This window comes from Rhizobium aethiopicum, from assembly GCF_900094625.1.
GTDB lineage: Bacteria > Pseudomonadota > Alphaproteobacteria > Rhizobiales > Rhizobiaceae > Rhizobium > Rhizobium aethiopicum.
The window spans coordinates 668,884-684,342 of sequence record NZ_FMAJ01000001.1 but is presented as its reverse complement, the minus strand read 5'-3'; the positions used below and the strand labels follow the sequence as shown (position 1 = coordinate 684,342).

The window sequence follows — 15,459 nt, the reverse complement described above, 5'->3', positions numbered from 1 at the left end:
GGGAAAGGCGGTCGCCCGCCTTTCCGGCTTCATGCGTGCTGTCGCTCAGCGCACCGGCGGAGCGTACTGGATGCCGCCCTTGTTCCACAGCGCATTGAGGCCGCGCTCGATCTTCAGCGGGCTGCCCTGGCCGATATTGCGCTCGAAGGCTTCGCCGTAATTGCCGACATTCTTGACGACGTTGTAGGCCCACTCGTTGGTCAGGCCGAGATCGGTGCCGATCTTGGTATCAGCCTCGACGCCGAGGAAGCGCTTGATGTCAGGGTTGGGCGAATTCTTCATCTCGTCGACATTCGCCTGCGTGATGCCGAATTCTTCGGCATTGATCATGGCATAACCAACCCAGCTAACGATATCGAACCACTGGTCATCACCCTGGCGAACGGCCGGGGCGAGGGGTTCCTTGGAGATAATCTCCGGCAGGATCGTGTGTTCGTCCGGGTTCTTCAGCGTCAGACGCAGCGAGTAGAGGCCGGACTGGTCGGTTGTGTAGACGTCGCAACGACCGGCATCATAGGCGGCGTTGACCTCGTCCAGTTTTTCGAAGACGACCGGATTGTACTGAAGGTTGTTTGCCTTGAAGTAGTCGGCGAGGTTGAGCTCGGTGGTCGTGCCCGACTGGACGCAAACGGACGCGCCGGAGAGTTCCAGCGCCGACTTCACGTTCAGGCTCTTGCGGACCATGAATCCCTGGCCGTCATAGTAGTTGACGAAGCGGAAATTCAGGCCGAGCGCCGTGTCGCGGTTGATCGACCAGGTCGTATTACGGGCGAGCACGTCGATTTCGCCAGACTGCAGGGCCGGGAAGCGATTGGCGGCGCTGAGCGGAGTGAACTTCACCTTGGTGGGGTCGCCGAAGACAGCCGCAGCGACGGCCTTGCAGAAGTCAACGTCGAAGCCCGCCCAATTGCCGGAAGCGTCAGGCGCAGCAAAGCCGGCGAGACCGGTGTTGACACCGCACTGGATGAAACCCTTTGCCTTTACATCGCCGAGTGTAGTGGCCGAAGCAGCCGAGGCGCCAAGAGCGAAAACTGCTGCGCCGATCGCGGCGGACAGAAGCTTGTTCTTCATTTTTTTTCCCAACCTTTTCCGTTGTATTATATTTTCTTGTGGGGCGTTCCGGCGGAAAAACTCTGCCACCCCCATCGTCTCGACACCCTCCCGGCGCGAGTACCCTATCACAGTCGCAAATGTCACCATGGTCAAGTGTCGCGATCAATAATTGCGGCAAAATTCAGTATTTTGCCGAATTGCGCCGCATTCGAAGGCGATTGGCTGGGAAATGGGCGCCTGATTGCGGAAAAATAACGCGAAATTCAAAAATCCAGGCACCCGCCGCACGCGCTTTTGAGGGGTTGACCGGGCCGGCCGAGGCGTCCAAAAGTCTGCTTTTGCGCCCCCTCGCCAAAGGCTATTTCCGACATGAAAGACAAAGACAGCTTGCTGCAGAACGCCGGCGTCAACACCCGCCTTACCCATATCGGCAACGACCCCTTCGACTATCACGGCTTCGTCAATCCGCCGGTCGTGCATGCCTCGACGGTGTTGTTTCCGAATGCGGCGACGATGGACACGCGCTCGCAGAAATACACCTATGGGACACGCGGCACGCCGACGACGGATGCGCTCTGCGAGGCAATCGACGCGCTCGAAGGTTCGGCCGGCACGATCCTTGTACCCTCGGGGCTTGCCGCCGTCACGATTCCGTTCCTTGGTTTCGTCGCCGCCGGCGATCATGCGCTGGTCGTCGATTCGGTTTACGGCCCAACCCGCCATTTCTGCGATACGATGCTGAAGCGCCTCGGTGTCGAGGTGGAATATTACGATCCGGCGATCGGCGCCGGCATCGAGACGCTGTTTCGGCCCAACACCAGGCTCGTCCACACCGAGGCTCCCGGTTCCAATACTTTTGAAATGCAGGATATTCCGGCGATCTCGGCAGTCGCCCATCGCCACGGCGCCGTCGTCATGATGGACAATACCTGGGCGACGCCGCTCTATTTTAAACCGCTCGATCACGGCGTCGACATTTCCATTCATGCGGCGACGAAATATCCGTCCGGTCATTCCGATATCCTGCTCGGAACGGCATCGGCCAATGCCGAGCACTGGGAGCGGCTGAAGGAGGCGAACGGCGCCCTTGGCATCTGCGGCGCACCCGATGACGCCTATCAGATCCTGCGCGGTTTGCGCAGCATGGGCCTGCGCCTCGAGCGGCATTACGAAAGCGCGCTGCATATTGCGGAATGGCTCGAGGGCAGGGAGGACGTCGCCCGCGTGCTGCATCCGGCGCTGCCGAGTTTCCCCTCCCACAAGATTTGGAAGCGCGATTTTACGGGCGCCAGCGGCATCTTCTCCTTCGTGCTTGCCGCTGAAAGCCCTCAGAAATTCAAGGCGAAGGCGCATGCCTTCCTCGATGCGCTGAGGATTTTCGGTCTCGGCTATTCCTGGGGCGGCTTTGAAAGCCTCGCACTGCACGCCAACCTGAACGATCGCAAGATTGCCAAGGCCCCGAAGGAGGGGCCGGTGATCCGCCTGCAGGTCGGCCTTGAAGACGTGGCCGACCTCAAGGCCGATATCGAACGGGGTTTTGCCGCGGCAAGCGCCGTCTGACGAGGTGCGGCTAACGCATGTCGCGCAAAACTGTACAGCGGTTTTGCGGCAACGACATGCGTAAAAGCACCCACCGAAAGCGCAAGGAGCGAATCTGAAAGATCGTGACGCGCTTTAGGGTGCTGCCGCCGCTTGCGGCGCTTTACAGCGTGTGCTGAGCCCGGTAGCCGTAGATCCAGTCGAGATCGGCCGCCAGGCTTTGCGGCGGCTTCAAGCCGAGCACGAGATCGCGGCCGATCCGAATCGGCCCTTTCGCATGATAGGCAAACCGGTTGAAAGCGCCGCGCTGGCGAAGTTTTGCAATACGTGGCGCGCGATGCCTTTCGAAAAGCGCCAGTGCTTCCGCGACGGGACGATTCGCCAGAAACGCGGCAAGCTCGTAGGCATCTTCGATCGCCATGGCCGCTCCCTGGGCGGCGAAGGGCATCATCGCATGCGCGGCGTCGCCGATCAGAACCGTCCTGCGGCCGTCCTGCCAGGCGCCTGATGTGGTTTCGAAGAGCGGCCAGAAAGTGAGCTTCTGCTGTTCTTCGAGCAGCGACACGATCGCGCTGTTCCAGCCGGAAAGCTGCAAATTGAGCCGCGCGCGCTGCTCTGCCGTCGGCTCGCTTCGCCAGGCATGCGGCGCGGCATTGCCGGCGGTGATCGCCACCATGTTGATGCTGCCGGTCTCCTTCAGCGGGTAGCAGACGAGATGCGCCGATCCGCCGAGGAAAGCCGAAACGCTTGTCCGGTCGAGGAAGGCTGGCGCCTCTGCTTCGGGAATGGTGAAGCGGTAGGCGATGTTGCCGGAAAAACGCGGCGAGGGGCTGCCGGGAACGGATTGCCGGAGCTTCGACCAGACGCCGTCCGCGCCGATGACGACATCAGCGGGCCGCTCGACAGGCGGCGAGTTCGATCCCAGTCGCACGCCAAGATGAAGCCGGCAGAACGGATCGGCTTCGACCGCAGCAAGAAGCGCATTCTGCAATGTGGAGCGGTGCAGGACACCATAGGGCGCGCCCCAGCGCTGCCGCGCGAATTTGCCCGCCGGCACGGCCGCAAGCTGGCGCAGCGAACTGCCTGACACCAGCCGGATCGTCTCCGGTTCGAGCCAGACTTTTGAAAGTTTTTCGAGGATGCCGAGTTCTGCCAGGATGCGGGAGGCGTTCGGCGAAACCTGCAATCCTGCGCCGACTTCGACGAGTTCATCCGCCTGCTCGAAAATCTCGCAGCTGATGCCCCGGCGCGAAAGCGTAAGGGCAGCAGTCAGCCCGGCAATGCCGGCGCCGATGATGGCGGCATGTTCGACCGGCATTATCAGTCCGATCCGGGTTCTGGACTTTAAGCCGCCTTCACGTGGAAAACACAGCCGGCCGGATTGGTCTGGCTCGGCTTGAGAGAAGAATTATAGCGGTAAAGCGTCGAGCAGTAGGAGCAGACCTTCTCGTTGTCGTCGCCCATGTCGATGAAGATATGCGGATGGTCGAAAGGAACCGAAGCGCCGGTGCACATGAATTCCTTGACGCCGACTTCGATGACGCGATGACCGCCGTCGTTCTGGAAGTGGGGAATATTGTGGCCGGCCATGTCGCTCTCCGAATGCTTTGAAAGTGCGCGAACCTTATAAGCCTTCGCCGCAAATGTGTAGAGCCAAAGCGTCGCGTTGGGCACAGTTTTTGCCCACAGTTTTGGCTTCACGCCGAGGGGCGGCTCGACTATGGTCGCGCCAAAAGGAAGGCCCATGAACCTGAATACTCCAGTTTTTTCAAGCTTCACCCATGATGGATTGAAGATCGCTTTTTTCGACGAGGGCGATCCTTCCGGTGTGCCTGTCTTGTTGATCCATGGCTTTGCCTCGACGGCAAACGTCAACTGGGTGCATCCGGGCTGGCTGAAGACGCTGGGCGATGCCGGCTACCGGGTGATTGCCATCGACAATCGCGGCCATGGCGCAAGCGACAAACCGCACGATGCCGAAGCCTATCGCCCCTGGGTCATGGCAGGTGATGCGATGGCCTTGCTCGACCATCTCGGCATCCCCGAGGCCAATCTCATGGGCTATTCGATGGGGGCGCGCATTTCCGTCTTTGCGGCACTCGCCAATCCGCATCGCGTCCGCTCGCTGGTGCTCGGCGGTCTTGGCATCGGCATGACAGATGGCGTCGGCGACTGGGATCCGATCGCCGATGCGCTGCTTACTCCGTCGCTGGAGGCCGTGACGCATGACCGCGGCCGCATGTTCCGTGCCTTCGCCGAGCAGACGAAGAGCGACCGCACTGCGCTTGCCGCTTGCATCCGCGGCTCGCGCGACCTCGTCGCTCGCTCGGATATGGGCAAGCTCGACATGCCGACCCTGATCGGCGTCGGCACCAAGGATGATATCGCCGGCTCGCCGCAGGAACTCGCTGCGCTGATGCCCGAGTCCGAAGCGCTGGATATCCCCGGCCGCGATCATATGCTCGCCGTCGGCGACAAGGTTTTCAAGCAGGCGGTGCTGGCCTTCTACGCAAGGGTCGCCGAGGGGTGACATCATCGTGATGCCGAAAGCCATGCTAAAAAACCGTGGTGACGGCACCCATTTATGTTATTGCCGTTTTCCTCTATATACTGGCGTTCCGAAAACGGCATTTCTGTTGGCAACGAGGAGAGCGGCGATGGTCGCAAAGACAGACATTCGTGCTTTCGAGGCAGGCCATCCCGTGAAGGTGATGGATCCCATCTGGGACAGCCTTCGTGAAGAAGCACGGATCGCGGCCGAAAAAGACCCGGTTCTAGCGGCCTTCCTCTACTCGACCGTGATCAATTATCGTTCGCTTGAGGAATGCGTCATCCATCGCATCTGCGAGCGGCTCGATCACCCCGATATGCAGGCGAACCTGCTGCGTCAGACCTTCGAGGAAATGCTCCTCGACTGGCCGGAGTGGAGTTCCATCCTGCGCGTCGACATCCAGGCCATTTATGACCGCGATCCGGCATGTTTGCGCTTCATGGAGGCGGTGCTCTATTTCAAGGGTTTCCATGCGCTGCAGACGCATCGTCTCGCCCACTGGCTGCTGAACCGCGGCCGGCGTGATTTTGCGCTCTATCTGCAGAGCCGCTCCTCCAGCGTCTTCCAGACCGACATCAATCCCGCGGCGCGTATCGGCAAGGGCATCTTCCTCGATCATGCGACCGGCTTGGTCGTCGGCGAGACGGCCGTCATCGGCGACAACGTTTCGATCCTACATGGTGTGACGCTCGGCGGCACCGGCAAAGAGGGCGCCGACCGTCACCCGAAGATCGGCAGCGGTGTCATGATCGGCGCCGGCGCCAAGATCCTCGGCAATATCGAGATCGGCTATTGCTCGCGGGTTGCCGCAGGCTCCGTCGTGCTGAAGGCGGTGCCGCCCAAGAAGACGGTCGCAGGCGTTCCGGCCAAAGTCGTCGGCGAGGCCGGCTGTTCAGAGCCGTCGCGCAACATGGATCAGGTCATCGGTGCCGATATCTGAGCGCCCGTTGGAACAAGGATAGGAAAGCTCGGTACGAACCGGGCGGGGTCACGCCAAGTGGCAACCTTGCCTTTACACCGCTGCTTTTCGTGTGCAAGAAGCGGCCAATCAAGACCGCTTACGGAGATGACAGAGTGAAGCCAGAAGAAATCAAGAAGCTCGACGCTTACTTCAAACGTACGCTCAACCCGCAGATCGTCGTCAAGGCGCGTCCGCGCAAGAACGATTCTGCTGAAGTCTATCTCGGCGAAGAATTTCTGGGCGTCGTCTATGTCGATGACGAGGACGGCGACCGCTCCTACAACTTTTCGATGGCGATCCTCGACGTCGATCTTTGATCGAGCCTGCCAGCTTGCAGTGGGCCGGGCGGAGCAATCTGCCCGGTTTTTTTGTTTTTATGCTGTCGAATAAAATTTTTTTTAAAGCTCAAGGTTGTGCTGTCGTGCGATATATTAGCAAAAACAGTTAAAGACGTACGTTACCCGGCGCGCTGGCTTTGTTTTATTATTGTCATGCAACCAAAGGCTGTTTTGCGCCGCACAAGACTACTTGACTCTTTGTGCGTTGCGGCTACCTTGCGGGCGTCAACAGCCCAACGGAGGATGGCTCATGTTCAACTTTGACGATGCCAACAGGAAGAGCAAGGAAGCCGTGGACACGGCGCTGAGAAACTATTCCGACACCGCCAGGGGCTTTCAGGCGATCGCCGCCGAAGCTGCTGAATATTCTAAGAAATCCTTTCAGGATGCGGTGACGCATTTCGAAACGCTCGCCGGCGCCAAGAGCTTCGAGGCCGCCTTCGAGCTGCAGACCAACTACGTCAAATCCAGCTATGAGCGCTTCGTCTCAGAGACGACCAAGCTCGGCGAAATGTATGCCGACCTCGCCAAGTCGGCCTACAGGCCCTACGAAGCTCCGATTGCCGCTGCCGTCGCCAGAACCACCAAGTCGCCGCAGCCGTCGGCGCCTGCCGCTGCATAAATTGATCCTAAAGGCGCAACCTGCGCTGCATATTGAAAAGTGAAGGCCGGCTACGCATCTGTAGCCGGCCTTTTTTGTTTTCACTTTCACGGCAGCGCCCGCACGGATCGGCCGGGAGACTTTTTTGGTCTTTCCCGTGCATGCCGGCATTTCTTGATTGCAGTGTCCGACAGGGGGCTTAAAATCGACCTATTATGAACTAAGTTAGTGTTTCAGATATTCGGCGGGAAAAGCGCCCTCCCATGCTCCGCCGGATTGATCGAGGAATGAATGAAAATGATCGCAAAGCCGATCCGGATGCAGAACGACAGCGAAAGGAACGGGGACAACGGAAATCGCGGAACCTCGGTCATCACGCGCACCAAGCCGAAGACCAAGAAGCCCAACCTCTATCGCGTGCTGCTTTTGAATGACGATTATACGCCCATGGAATTTGTCATTCATATTCTGGAGCGTTTTTTTCAGAAGGATCGTGAAAGTGCCACCCGCATCATGCTCCATGTCCACAACCACGGCGTCGGCGAGTGCGGAATATTCACATACGAGGTAGCGGAAACGAAGGTCAGCCAGGTGATGGACTTCGCCCGGCAACACCAGCATCCGCTGCAATGCGTCATGGAAAAGAAGTGAGGATCTGAACGTGCCAACATTTTCGCCTAGTTTAGAGAAGGCGCTCCATCAGGCACTGACCTTTGCCAACGAGCGGCATCATGAATATGCGACGCTCGAGCATCTGCTGCTCGCCCTGATCGACGATGCCGATGCGGCCGCGGTCATGGGTGCCTGCAATGTCGATCTCGACGCGCTGCGCAAGACGCTCGTCGAATATGTCGATAACGAACTTTCCAATCTGATCACGGGTTATGACGAGGATTCCAAGCCGACCTCCGGCTTCCAGCGCGTCATCCAGCGCGCCGTCATCCACGTGCAATCGTCCGGCCGCGAAGAGGTTACCGGCGCCAACGTGCTCGTCGCTATCTTCGCCGAGCGCGAAAGTCATGCCGCCTATTTCCTGCAGGAGCAGGAGATGACGCGCTATGATGCCGTCAACTACATCTCGCATGGCATCGGCAAACGGCCGGGCGCCTCCGAGACCCGCACCCCGCGTGGCGCCGAGGAAGAGGCCGAGAGTAAGCCGACAGCGCGCGGCGGCGAGGAAGAAGGTGGCCCCAAGAAGCAGCAGGACGCGCTCAAGGCCTATTGCGTCAATCTCAACGAGAAAGCCAAGGGCGGCAAGATTGATCCGCTGATCGGCCGTCATGCCGAGGTGAGCCGCACCATCCAGATCCTGTGCCGCCGTTCAAAGAACAATCCGCTCTATGTCGGTGATCCCGGCGTCGGCAAGACGGCGATCGCCGAAGGTCTGGCCAAGCGGATTGTCGAAGGCAAGGTTCCCGAGGCGCTCGCCGATGCGACGATTTTCTCGCTCGACATGGGTACGCTGCTCGCCGGCACGCGCTATCGTGGCGATTTCGAGGAGCGCCTGAAGCAGGTCGTCAAGGAGTTGGAAGAATATCCGGGCGCCGTGCTGTTCATCGACGAAATCCATACGGTGATTGGCGCCGGCGCCACGTCGGGCGGCGCGATGGATGCATCGAACCTGCTTAAGCCGGCGCTATCATCGGGTGCCATCCGCTGCATTGGTTCGACCACCTACAAGGAATACCGCCAGTTCTTCGAGAAGGACCGGGCGCTGGTCCGCCGTTTCCAGAAGATCGACGTCAGCGAGCCGTCGATCAATGATGCGATCGAGATCATGAAGGGCCTGAAGCCCTATTTCGAGGAATATCACCACCTGCGTTATTCGAACGACGCCATCAAGTCGGCCGTCGAATTGTCGGCCCGCTACATCTCCGACCGCAAGCTGCCCGACAAGGCAATCGACGTGATCGACGAAACGGGTGCGGCCCAGATGCTGCTGCCGCCGTCGAAGCGCCGCAAGCTGATCACCGAGAAGGAGATCGAGGCGACGATCGCCACGATGGCGCGCATTCCGCCGAAGACCGTCTCGAAGGACGACGAGGCGGTGCTCGCCAATCTCGAGCAGGAACTGCGTTCGGTGGTCTACGGCCAGGATATCGCGATCGAAGCTCTTTCGACCTCGATCAAGCTGGCGCGTGCCGGCCTTCGCGAGCCGAACAAGCCGATCGGCGCCTATGTCTTCTCCGGTCCGACCGGCGTCGGCAAGACCGAGGTGGCAAAGCAGCTGGCAGCGTCACTCGGCGTCGAACTCCTGCGCTTCGACATGTCGGAATATATGGAGCGTCACACAGTCTCGCGTCTGCTCGGCGCGCCTCCCGGCTATGTGGGCTTCGACCAGGGTGGTCTCCTGACCGATGGCGTCGACCAGCATCCGCATTGCGTGGTCCTGCTCGACGAAATCGAGAAGGCGCATCCGGATATCTACAATATCCTGCTGCAGGTCATGGACCACGGCACGCTGACTGACCATAACGGCAAGAAGATCGACTTCCGCAACGTCATCCTGATCATGACGACGAATGCGGGCGCTTCGGAAATGGCCAAGGCTGCGATCGGCTTTGGCTCGTCCAAGCGCACCGGCGAGGACGAAGAGGCGCTGACCCGTCTCTTCACACCGGAGTTCCGCAACCGTCTCGACGCGATCATTCCCTTCGCGGCGCTGCCGACGGCGGTCATCCACAAGGTCGTGCAGAAGTTCATCATGCAGCTGGAGGCTCAGCTTTCCGAAAGGAACGTCACCTTCGACCTGCACGAGGACGCGATCGCCTGGCTTGCCGAAAAGGGTTACGACGAGAAGATGGGCGCCCGCCCGCTTGCCCGCGTGATCCAGGATACCATCAAGAAGCCGCTCGCCAACGAAATCCTCTTCGGCAAGTTGAAGAAGGGTGGCGTCGTCAACGTCACCGTCGGCCCCAAGGAAGACGGCAAGCCTGGCATTCTGCTGGAGGCCATTCCGGACACGGCGCCGATTAAGCCGAAGCTGGAAGCCGAGGTCGTCCATCCCGAAGCCGACGACGAGGATGACGGCGAGCTGAAAACCAAGACGGCCCGCAAGGCCCGGGCCAAGACGGTCCCGCAGGCCGAGCCCGAGGTCCGCGAGGCTCCGAAGAAGGGAAGCGCGGTTCCGAAGGTTCCGCGCAAGAAGTGAGATCTCTTCACCGAATAGGGAAAGGCCGCGTCACCCGCGGCCTTTTTGTTGCGCACCCCTGTTACGGCTGTGATCGATCTTACGCCAAAGCTGCCCTGATCTTTTCAGCGTGGGCGGCAAGCACGGCGCCGTCCTCCATCTTGCCGGAATGCGGTTTGAGCGCTGCACCCTCATGGCGGGGGATGACGTGGAAATGCAGATGGAACACCGTTTGTCCGGCTGCCGGTTCGTTGAACTGCGCGATGAACACGCCATCGGCGTCGAAGACATCCTTGACCGCATTGGCGACCTTCTGGACGACGGTGATGGCATGGGTGAGGGTGGTCGGATCGGCATCGAGGATATTGCGCGAAGCCGCCTTCGGAACAACGAGCACATGGCCTGGCGCCTGCGGCATCACATCCATGAAGGCGACCGTATGCTGGTCCTCGTAGATACGGTGCGAGGGAATTTCACCGCGCAGGATTTTGGCGAAGATGTTGTTGTCGTCATAGGCGCTGGTCATCGCGAAATCTCCTCGCTTTTCGATTGATCGGGTAGCGCGCTCGCCGGGGCGGCGTCAATCCTCCTGCTGACGTTCGCCTTTGCGGAAAGGACTGTGCTCGGCCAGCAGCTCACCCATCTGTTCTACATCGGCACGCTCGCGGTCGAGATAGTCGCCGATCGCCCGGCGAAGCCCGGCATGGGCGACATAATGGGCGGAATGCGTCGTCACCGGCAGGTAGCCGCGGGCAAGCTTGTGTTCTCCCTGCGCACCGGCTTCGACGCGTTTTAACCCTTTGGAAAGGGCGAAGTCGATTGCCTGGTGATAGCAGACCTCGAAATGCAGGAAGGGGTGGTCCTCGATGCAGCCCCAATGACGGCCGTAGAGCGTATCACCGCCGATGAAATTGATCGCGCCGGCGATATAGCGCCCGTCGCGCTTGGCCATGACGAGCAGGATGTCGTCGGCCATGCGCTCGCCGATCAACGAGTAGAACTTGCGGGTAAGATAGGGCCTGCCCCATTTGCGGCCGCCGGTATCCATGTAGAACTTGAAGAACTGGTCCCAGATCCGCTCCGTCAGATCGCGCCCGGTCAGCCAGTCGATGCTGATTCCGTTCTCGAGCGCGGCACGGCGCTCCTTGCGCAATGCCTTGCGTTTGCGCGAAGCGAGCGTTTCCAGAAATTCGTCGTGATTGGCATAGCCGTCATTGATGAAATGGAACTGTTGGTCGGTGCGGTGCAGATAGCCGTCCATCTCGAAGACGCCGATCTCCTCGTCCGGTACGAAGGTGATGTGGGCCGAGGAGATGCCGAGCCGGCGCACGACCTCCTTCAGGCTTTCGGCGATCGCGCTCTGGATCGGCAGCCGCTGCAGCCCTTGGGCGACGAGGAGACGCGGCCCCGTCGCCGGCGTGAACGGGATCGAGCACTGCAGCTTGGGATAATACCGCCCGCCGGCCCGCTCGAAGGCGTCGGCCCAGCCATGGTCGAAAACATATTCGCCCTGGCTGTGGCTCTTGAGGTAGCCGGGCAGGGCGCCGATCAGTTCGCCGCGATCGGTTTCGAGCAGCAGGTGATGGCCGAGCCAGCCGGTTTCGGCAGTGGCCGAACCGGATTCCTCCAGCGCTGACAGAAAAGCGTGCGAGACGAAGGGATTATAGGCGAGCGTGCTGCAGGCGTTCGACGCCCCGGCAAGCCTGGACCAGCTCGCCGGGGAGATCGCGGTGAAGGAGCGCTCGACGCGAATGGACAGTTCGTCAGTCATGGGGCAAATGCGAAGCCTGTGGGAGGATGGTCTCGGCTCTGCCCCAGTCTGCGCATGATCTTGGCCAAAAAGCGAGCGTCAAACCGCCGCACGCGGATCGAAGCCTTCAAAAGTCATCTGGTCGGCGTTTTCGAATGTGCGCCGGCGCGCCTCTTCGTCCCGCACCGTCCAGGTTATAACCGGAATGCCCTTTTCGCGCTGACCGGTGATGAAGGCATTCGGCAGGTCGCCATAATAATAGGAGATGAAATCAAGACCGATCTCCATTGCCTCCGCATGCGTCTTGAGCTCCTCCGGTGTGTTGCCGTTGGCGGTCAGCCCGAGCGGGTAGGGCGAGCCAAGCGCTTTCAGATCGCGCAGCAACCAATCGTCGAAGCTCATCAGCGCAACCTTGCCTTCATAGCCTTCGAGCACCTCAAGCACGGATTCGGCAAACCCTTCGTCATCGGCCTCGCGACCCTTCAGCTCCAGCACCAGCGGCACCTTGCCCTGGACGAGATCGAGGAGCTGGCGGAGCGTCGGTACCTTGTCGCTCGTGCCGCCGACGGCGATCAGCCCGAGTTCCCGGGAGGTGCGCTCGCGGATGTCGCCGTTGAGATTGCACAGACGCTGCAGGTTCTCGTCGTGGAAGACGATCGGCACGCCGTCGGAGGCGTAGTGCAGGTCGCATTCGATCGCAAAGCCGGCTTCGACAGCGCGCGAGAAGGCTGAAAGCGTATTTTCCCAGACAAGCATATTCAGATCGTGATAGCCGCGGTGAGCGACCGGAACGTCCTTAATCCAGTCGCCGTTAGTCATTCGGCGATTTCCATGATAGCATCGATTTCGACTGCGGCGTTCAGCGGCAGGGCTGCCATGCCGACGGCGGCGCGGGCATGTTTGCCGGCTTCGCCGAGCACGCCGGCAATCAGGTTAGAAGCGCCGTTGATGACGAGATGCTGCTCGATGAAATCGGGCGCCGAGGCGACGAAGCCGTTCAGCTTGATCACTCGCCGGATACGGCCGAGATCGCCCCCAAGCGCCGCCTTCGCCTGGGCGAGGATGTTGATGGCGCAGAGTTCGGCGCCGCGCTGGCCGCTCGCGACGTCGACGGTCTTGCCGAGATGGCCCGCGACGGCGACCTTGCCGCCGTCGAGCGGCAGTTGGCCGGAGATGTAGAGAAGATTGCCGCTGATGACATAGGGAACGTAATTTGCGGCCGGTGCCGCGGCTTCGGGCAGGGTTATCCCCATCTCAGTCAGGCGGGCTGCAATTTCGTCGGACATTTTCGTCTCCGCTTTTGTTGTCAATTCTTCAAAAATTATGCATCAAGACTGGAATCTTTAATATGACAGTTTCGAGCCTCGATTTGGCCGAAAGCGTTCTTATAACATCGCGGCTGAGTCCAACAGGAGTTAATGAATGTTCCGATCAGGTCTTGCCGCTCTGCTTCTTGCCAGCGTTTCCGCCAATGCATGGGCGGGCGCGCCTGCGGCAAGCGCGGCGATCGCGACCGGCCTCGTCGCACATCGCGCGGTCTACGATCTGGAATTGAAGGACGCGTCGGACCGCTCCGGCATCGCCTCCATGTACGGCCGCATGGTCTATGAATTCGACGGCAGCTATTGCCAGGGCTTCACCACAAATTTCCGCTTCGTGACACAGATCGACACCGGCGACAGCGTGCGCGTCAGCGATCAGCAGACGAAGACCTTCGAGAACCTGAAGGACCGCAAGTTTACCTTTGACACGAAATCCTTCACCGACGAACAGCTCGATAAGGAGGTTCATGGCGCGGCCGAGGATCAGCCTAATGGCGTCAAGGTCGATCTCAAGCAGCCGGCGAGCCGCGAGCTGCAGCTGGCCGAAAGCCGCTTTCCGACGGAGCACATGCTCGACGTGATCCAGAACGCCAAGGACGGCAAGCGTTTCTTCGAAGCGCGCGTTTTCGATGGGTCCGACGACGGCGACAAGTCGCTGGTGACGACTACGATCGTCGGCAAGCAGGAGACGCCCGCTGCCGAGGCGGCCGATGCCGGCAATGCCGGCGCCTTCTCGAAGACAGCCTTCTGGCCGGTGACCATCGCCTATTTCAACGAGAATGCGAAATCGGATTCGCTGCCGGTCTATCGCATGTCGTTCAAACTCTACGAGAACGGCATCACCCGCGACCTGACGATGGATTACGGCGATTTCGTCCTGACCGGCAAGCTCGCCAAGCTCGAGCTGCTCGACCGCAAGGGCGAAGTCTGCAAGTAAGCGGCGGCTTGTCGGCTGTCATAAAACTGTATCATAAAGTTCATTATTGTGTGGGCGACCAGCGATGATTGAGTCGCCTTCTGTCGTCCTGTTCATCTGATCGGTGCGATCCAGCGGCCAGTCCATTGCGACGGGGCCTGTAATTGCGAAATAGGCCCCCGGACGATTACGCGCCGCAAGCCTGAAAGCCTTACCATGGCCGATACCGATCTCGCGACTGTTCAGAATGCCGCCGTGCCGGTTGTCGCCGCCGATCCGGCGGAAGTTGCCCGCATTTCCGATAGCATCGATATTGCTGACAGAGCCGGCATTTCGGTCTATGGCGACCGCGCCCAGCAGGCTGTCAGCGACTATGCCGACAGGATCCTGCGCGAGGTCCGCAACAAGGATCTCGGCGAGGTCGGCCGGCTGCTGACCGACATCATCCTGAAGTCGAAGAGCCTCGACCCGGCATCACTGAAAGACAAGGGCTTTCTCAGCCGGATGTTCCTCTCGGCAAAGGCGCGGCTCGAACGCTTCAAGGAGGAGTTCGAGGACGTCGCCGGCCAGATCGATCGGATTGGCCTGGAACTCGACCGTCACAAGGATACGCTGAGGCGCGACATCGCGCTGCTCGACGACCTGCATGAGGAAACCAGGCAGTCGATCATGCGGCTCGAGGCCTATGTACACGCCGGCAAGGATTTTGCCGAGCGTTTCCGCAGCACCGAACTGCCGAAGCTGAAGGCGCAGGCAGAGGCGGCTGCGAGCGGACCCGGCGGCGGCATGCTGGAAACACAGACATACCAGGACAGCCTGCAGGCACTCGATCGCCTGGAAAAGCGGGTCTTCTACTTGCAGCAGGCTCGTCAGCTCGGCATCCAGCAATTGCCCCAGATCCGCATCGTCCAGGCAGGCGACGAGACCTTGATCGAAAACCTGCAGGCGACCTCGGCGCTGACAGTGCCGGCGTGGAAGCAGAAGATGGTGATCCTGCTCGGCCTGACGCGGCAGAAATCGGCGCTCGACCTGCAAAAGGCGGTGACCGACGCCACCAACGACATGATCCGCCAGGCATCCGAGATGATGAAGGACCAGGCGATAGCGATCGAGCAGCAGTCGCAGCGCGGCATCGTCGATATCGACACGCTAGCCAAGGCGAATAAGGATCTCATCGATACGATCTCAGGCGTGCTCCAGGTTCAGGACGAGGGGCGCCGGAAGCGGGCGCTCGCCGAGCAGCAGATGGAGCAGATGACGATCGAGCTCAAGAAGGCGATGACTAAGGCGTGATCGAC

At 60.2% G+C, this 15,459-nt stretch carries 16 protein-coding genes; 9 read left to right on the top strand and 7 right to left on the bottom strand.

Going from position 1 to position 15,459, the window contains the following annotated elements:
• Window positions 1-45: 45 nt before the first annotated feature.
• On the bottom strand, window positions 46-1,071 hold the full coding sequence (locus GA0061105_RS03440) for an amino acid ABC transporter substrate-binding protein (protein WP_064691467.1): 1,026 nt from the start codon (window positions 1,069-1,071) through the stop codon (window positions 46-48).
• A 351-nt stretch (window positions 1,072-1,422) separates the two neighbouring features.
• On the opposite strand from GA0061105_RS03440, the gene GA0061105_RS03435 reads away from it, so the two are divergent.
• Window positions 1,423-2,613: a cystathionine beta-lyase gene (locus tag GA0061105_RS03435; protein ID WP_092747995.1), complete on the top strand. Its 1,191-nt coding sequence runs from the start codon at window positions 1,423-1,425 to the stop codon at window positions 2,611-2,613.
• A 142-nt stretch (window positions 2,614-2,755) separates the two neighbouring features.
• Here GA0061105_RS03435 and GA0061105_RS03430 read toward each other — a convergent pair whose 3' ends face one another.
• Together GA0061105_RS03430 and GA0061105_RS03425 are read right to left on the bottom strand one after the other, a co-directional pair.
• On the bottom strand, window positions 2,756-3,910 hold the full coding sequence (locus GA0061105_RS03430; RefSeq protein ID WP_092747993.1) for an FAD-dependent monooxygenase: 1,155 nt from the start codon (window positions 3,908-3,910) through the stop codon (window positions 2,756-2,758).
• Between the two features lie 26 nt (window positions 3,911-3,936).
• Entirely contained in the window at window positions 3,937-4,182 is a 246-nt protein-coding gene (locus GA0061105_RS03425; protein ID WP_092748325.1) for a zinc-finger domain-containing protein, read from the bottom strand.
• A 154-nt stretch (window positions 4,183-4,336) separates the two neighbouring features.
• On the opposite strand from GA0061105_RS03425, the gene GA0061105_RS03420 reads away from it, so the two are divergent.
• From GA0061105_RS03420 to clpA, 6 genes are all read left to right on the top strand, one after another.
• The gene (locus tag GA0061105_RS03420; protein ID WP_092747991.1) at window positions 4,337-5,122 is read left to right on the top strand and encodes an alpha/beta fold hydrolase; all 786 of its coding nucleotides are present in this window, start codon (window positions 4,337-4,339) and stop codon (window positions 5,120-5,122) included.
• Window positions 5,123-5,249: 127 nt separating this feature from the next.
• Complete coding sequence (gene cysE / locus GA0061105_RS03415) at window positions 5,250-6,083, top strand: serine O-acetyltransferase (protein WP_064691471.1); 834 nt, start codon at window positions 5,250-5,252, stop codon at window positions 6,081-6,083.
• A gap of 134 nt (window positions 6,084-6,217) precedes the next feature.
• Window positions 6,218-6,421, top strand: coding sequence for a DUF3126 family protein (locus GA0061105_RS03410; protein ID WP_008526943.1), 204 nt, complete (start codon window positions 6,218-6,220; stop codon window positions 6,419-6,421).
• 271 nt (window positions 6,422-6,692) lie between these two features.
• The gene (locus GA0061105_RS03405; RefSeq protein ID WP_064691472.1) at window positions 6,693-7,064 is read left to right on the top strand and encodes a phasin family protein; all 372 of its coding nucleotides are present in this window, start codon (window positions 6,693-6,695) and stop codon (window positions 7,062-7,064) included.
• A 276-nt stretch (window positions 7,065-7,340) separates the two neighbouring features.
• Window positions 7,341-7,694 (top strand): ATP-dependent Clp protease adapter ClpS, encoded by a 354-nt coding sequence (clpS, locus tag GA0061105_RS03400; RefSeq protein WP_008526939.1) that lies wholly within the window; start codon window positions 7,341-7,343, stop codon window positions 7,692-7,694.
• A gap of 10 nt (window positions 7,695-7,704) precedes the next feature.
• Complete coding sequence (gene clpA / locus GA0061105_RS03395) at window positions 7,705-10,194, top strand: ATP-dependent Clp protease ATP-binding subunit ClpA (RefSeq protein ID WP_092747989.1); 2,490 nt, start codon at window positions 7,705-7,707, stop codon at window positions 10,192-10,194.
• Window positions 10,195-10,273: 79 nt separating this feature from the next.
• On the opposite strand, the gene GA0061105_RS03390 is transcribed toward clpA, so the two are convergent.
• The 4 genes from GA0061105_RS03390 to GA0061105_RS03375 form a co-directional block, all read right to left on the bottom strand.
• Window positions 10,274-10,699, bottom strand: coding sequence for an HIT family protein (locus tag GA0061105_RS03390; protein WP_092747988.1), 426 nt, complete (start codon window positions 10,697-10,699; stop codon window positions 10,274-10,276).
• Window positions 10,700-10,753: 54 nt separating this feature from the next.
• Entirely contained in the window at window positions 10,754-11,944 is a 1,191-nt protein-coding gene (locus GA0061105_RS03385) for a GNAT family N-acetyltransferase (RefSeq protein WP_092747986.1), read from the bottom strand.
• A gap of 78 nt (window positions 11,945-12,022) precedes the next feature.
• Window positions 12,023-12,742, bottom strand: coding sequence for a glycerophosphodiester phosphodiesterase (locus GA0061105_RS03380; protein ID WP_092747984.1), 720 nt, complete (start codon window positions 12,740-12,742; stop codon window positions 12,023-12,025).
• Complete coding sequence (locus GA0061105_RS03375) at window positions 12,739-13,209, bottom strand: RidA family protein (RefSeq protein ID WP_092747982.1); 471 nt, start codon at window positions 13,207-13,209, stop codon at window positions 12,739-12,741. Before GA0061105_RS03375 ends, GA0061105_RS03380 begins: the two co-directional genes overlap by 4 nt.
• Window positions 13,210-13,345: 136 nt before the next feature.
• On the opposite strand from GA0061105_RS03375, the gene GA0061105_RS03370 reads away from it, so the two are divergent.
• Window positions 13,346-14,182 carry a cell envelope integrity EipB family protein gene (locus tag GA0061105_RS03370; RefSeq protein ID WP_092747980.1) on the top strand — a complete coding sequence of 279 codons (837 nt, stop codon included), beginning with the start codon at window positions 13,346-13,348 and terminating at the stop codon, window positions 14,180-14,182.
• Window positions 14,183-14,377: 195 nt separating this feature from the next.
• Window positions 14,378-15,454 (top strand): toxic anion resistance protein, encoded by a 1,077-nt coding sequence (locus GA0061105_RS03365; protein WP_092747978.1) that lies wholly within the window; start codon window positions 14,378-14,380, stop codon window positions 15,452-15,454.
• Window positions 15,455-15,459 lie beyond the last annotated feature (5 nt).

Coding starts and splice junctions, on each gene's coding strand:
- clpS (WP_008526939.1), top strand. CDS start 7,341: ATGATCGCAAAGCCGATCCGGATGCAGAACGACAGCGAAAGGAACGGG.
- GA0061105_RS03380 (WP_092747984.1), bottom strand. CDS start 12,742: ATGACTAACGGCGACTGGATTAAGGACGTTCCGGTCGCTCACCGCGGC.
- GA0061105_RS03405 (WP_064691472.1), top strand. CDS start 6,693: ATGTTCAACTTTGACGATGCCAACAGGAAGAGCAAGGAAGCCGTGGAC.
- GA0061105_RS03420 (WP_092747991.1), top strand. CDS start 4,337: ATGAACCTGAATACTCCAGTTTTTTCAAGCTTCACCCATGATGGATTG.
- GA0061105_RS03440 (WP_064691467.1), bottom strand. CDS start 1,071: ATGAAGAACAAGCTTCTGTCCGCCGCGATCGGCGCAGCAGTTTTCGCT.
- GA0061105_RS03430 (WP_092747993.1), bottom strand. CDS start 3,910: ATGCCGGTCGAACATGCCGCCATCATCGGCGCCGGCATTGCCGGGCTG.
- GA0061105_RS03375 (WP_092747982.1), bottom strand. CDS start 13,209: ATGTCCGACGAAATTGCAGCCCGCCTGACTGAGATGGGGATAACCCTG.
- cysE (WP_064691471.1), top strand. CDS start 5,250: ATGGTCGCAAAGACAGACATTCGTGCTTTCGAGGCAGGCCATCCCGTG.
- GA0061105_RS03425 (WP_092748325.1), bottom strand. CDS start 4,182: ATGGCCGGCCACAATATTCCCCACTTCCAGAACGACGGCGGTCATCGC.
- GA0061105_RS03435 (WP_092747995.1), top strand. CDS start 1,423: ATGAAAGACAAAGACAGCTTGCTGCAGAACGCCGGCGTCAACACCCGC.
- GA0061105_RS03390 (WP_092747988.1), bottom strand. CDS start 10,699: ATGACCAGCGCCTATGACGACAACAACATCTTCGCCAAAATCCTGCGC.
- GA0061105_RS03365 (WP_092747978.1), top strand. CDS start 14,378: ATGGCCGATACCGATCTCGCGACTGTTCAGAATGCCGCCGTGCCGGTT.
- GA0061105_RS03385 (WP_092747986.1), bottom strand. CDS start 11,944: ATGACTGACGAACTGTCCATTCGCGTCGAGCGCTCCTTCACCGCGATC.
- GA0061105_RS03370 (WP_092747980.1), top strand. CDS start 13,346: ATGTTCCGATCAGGTCTTGCCGCTCTGCTTCTTGCCAGCGTTTCCGCC.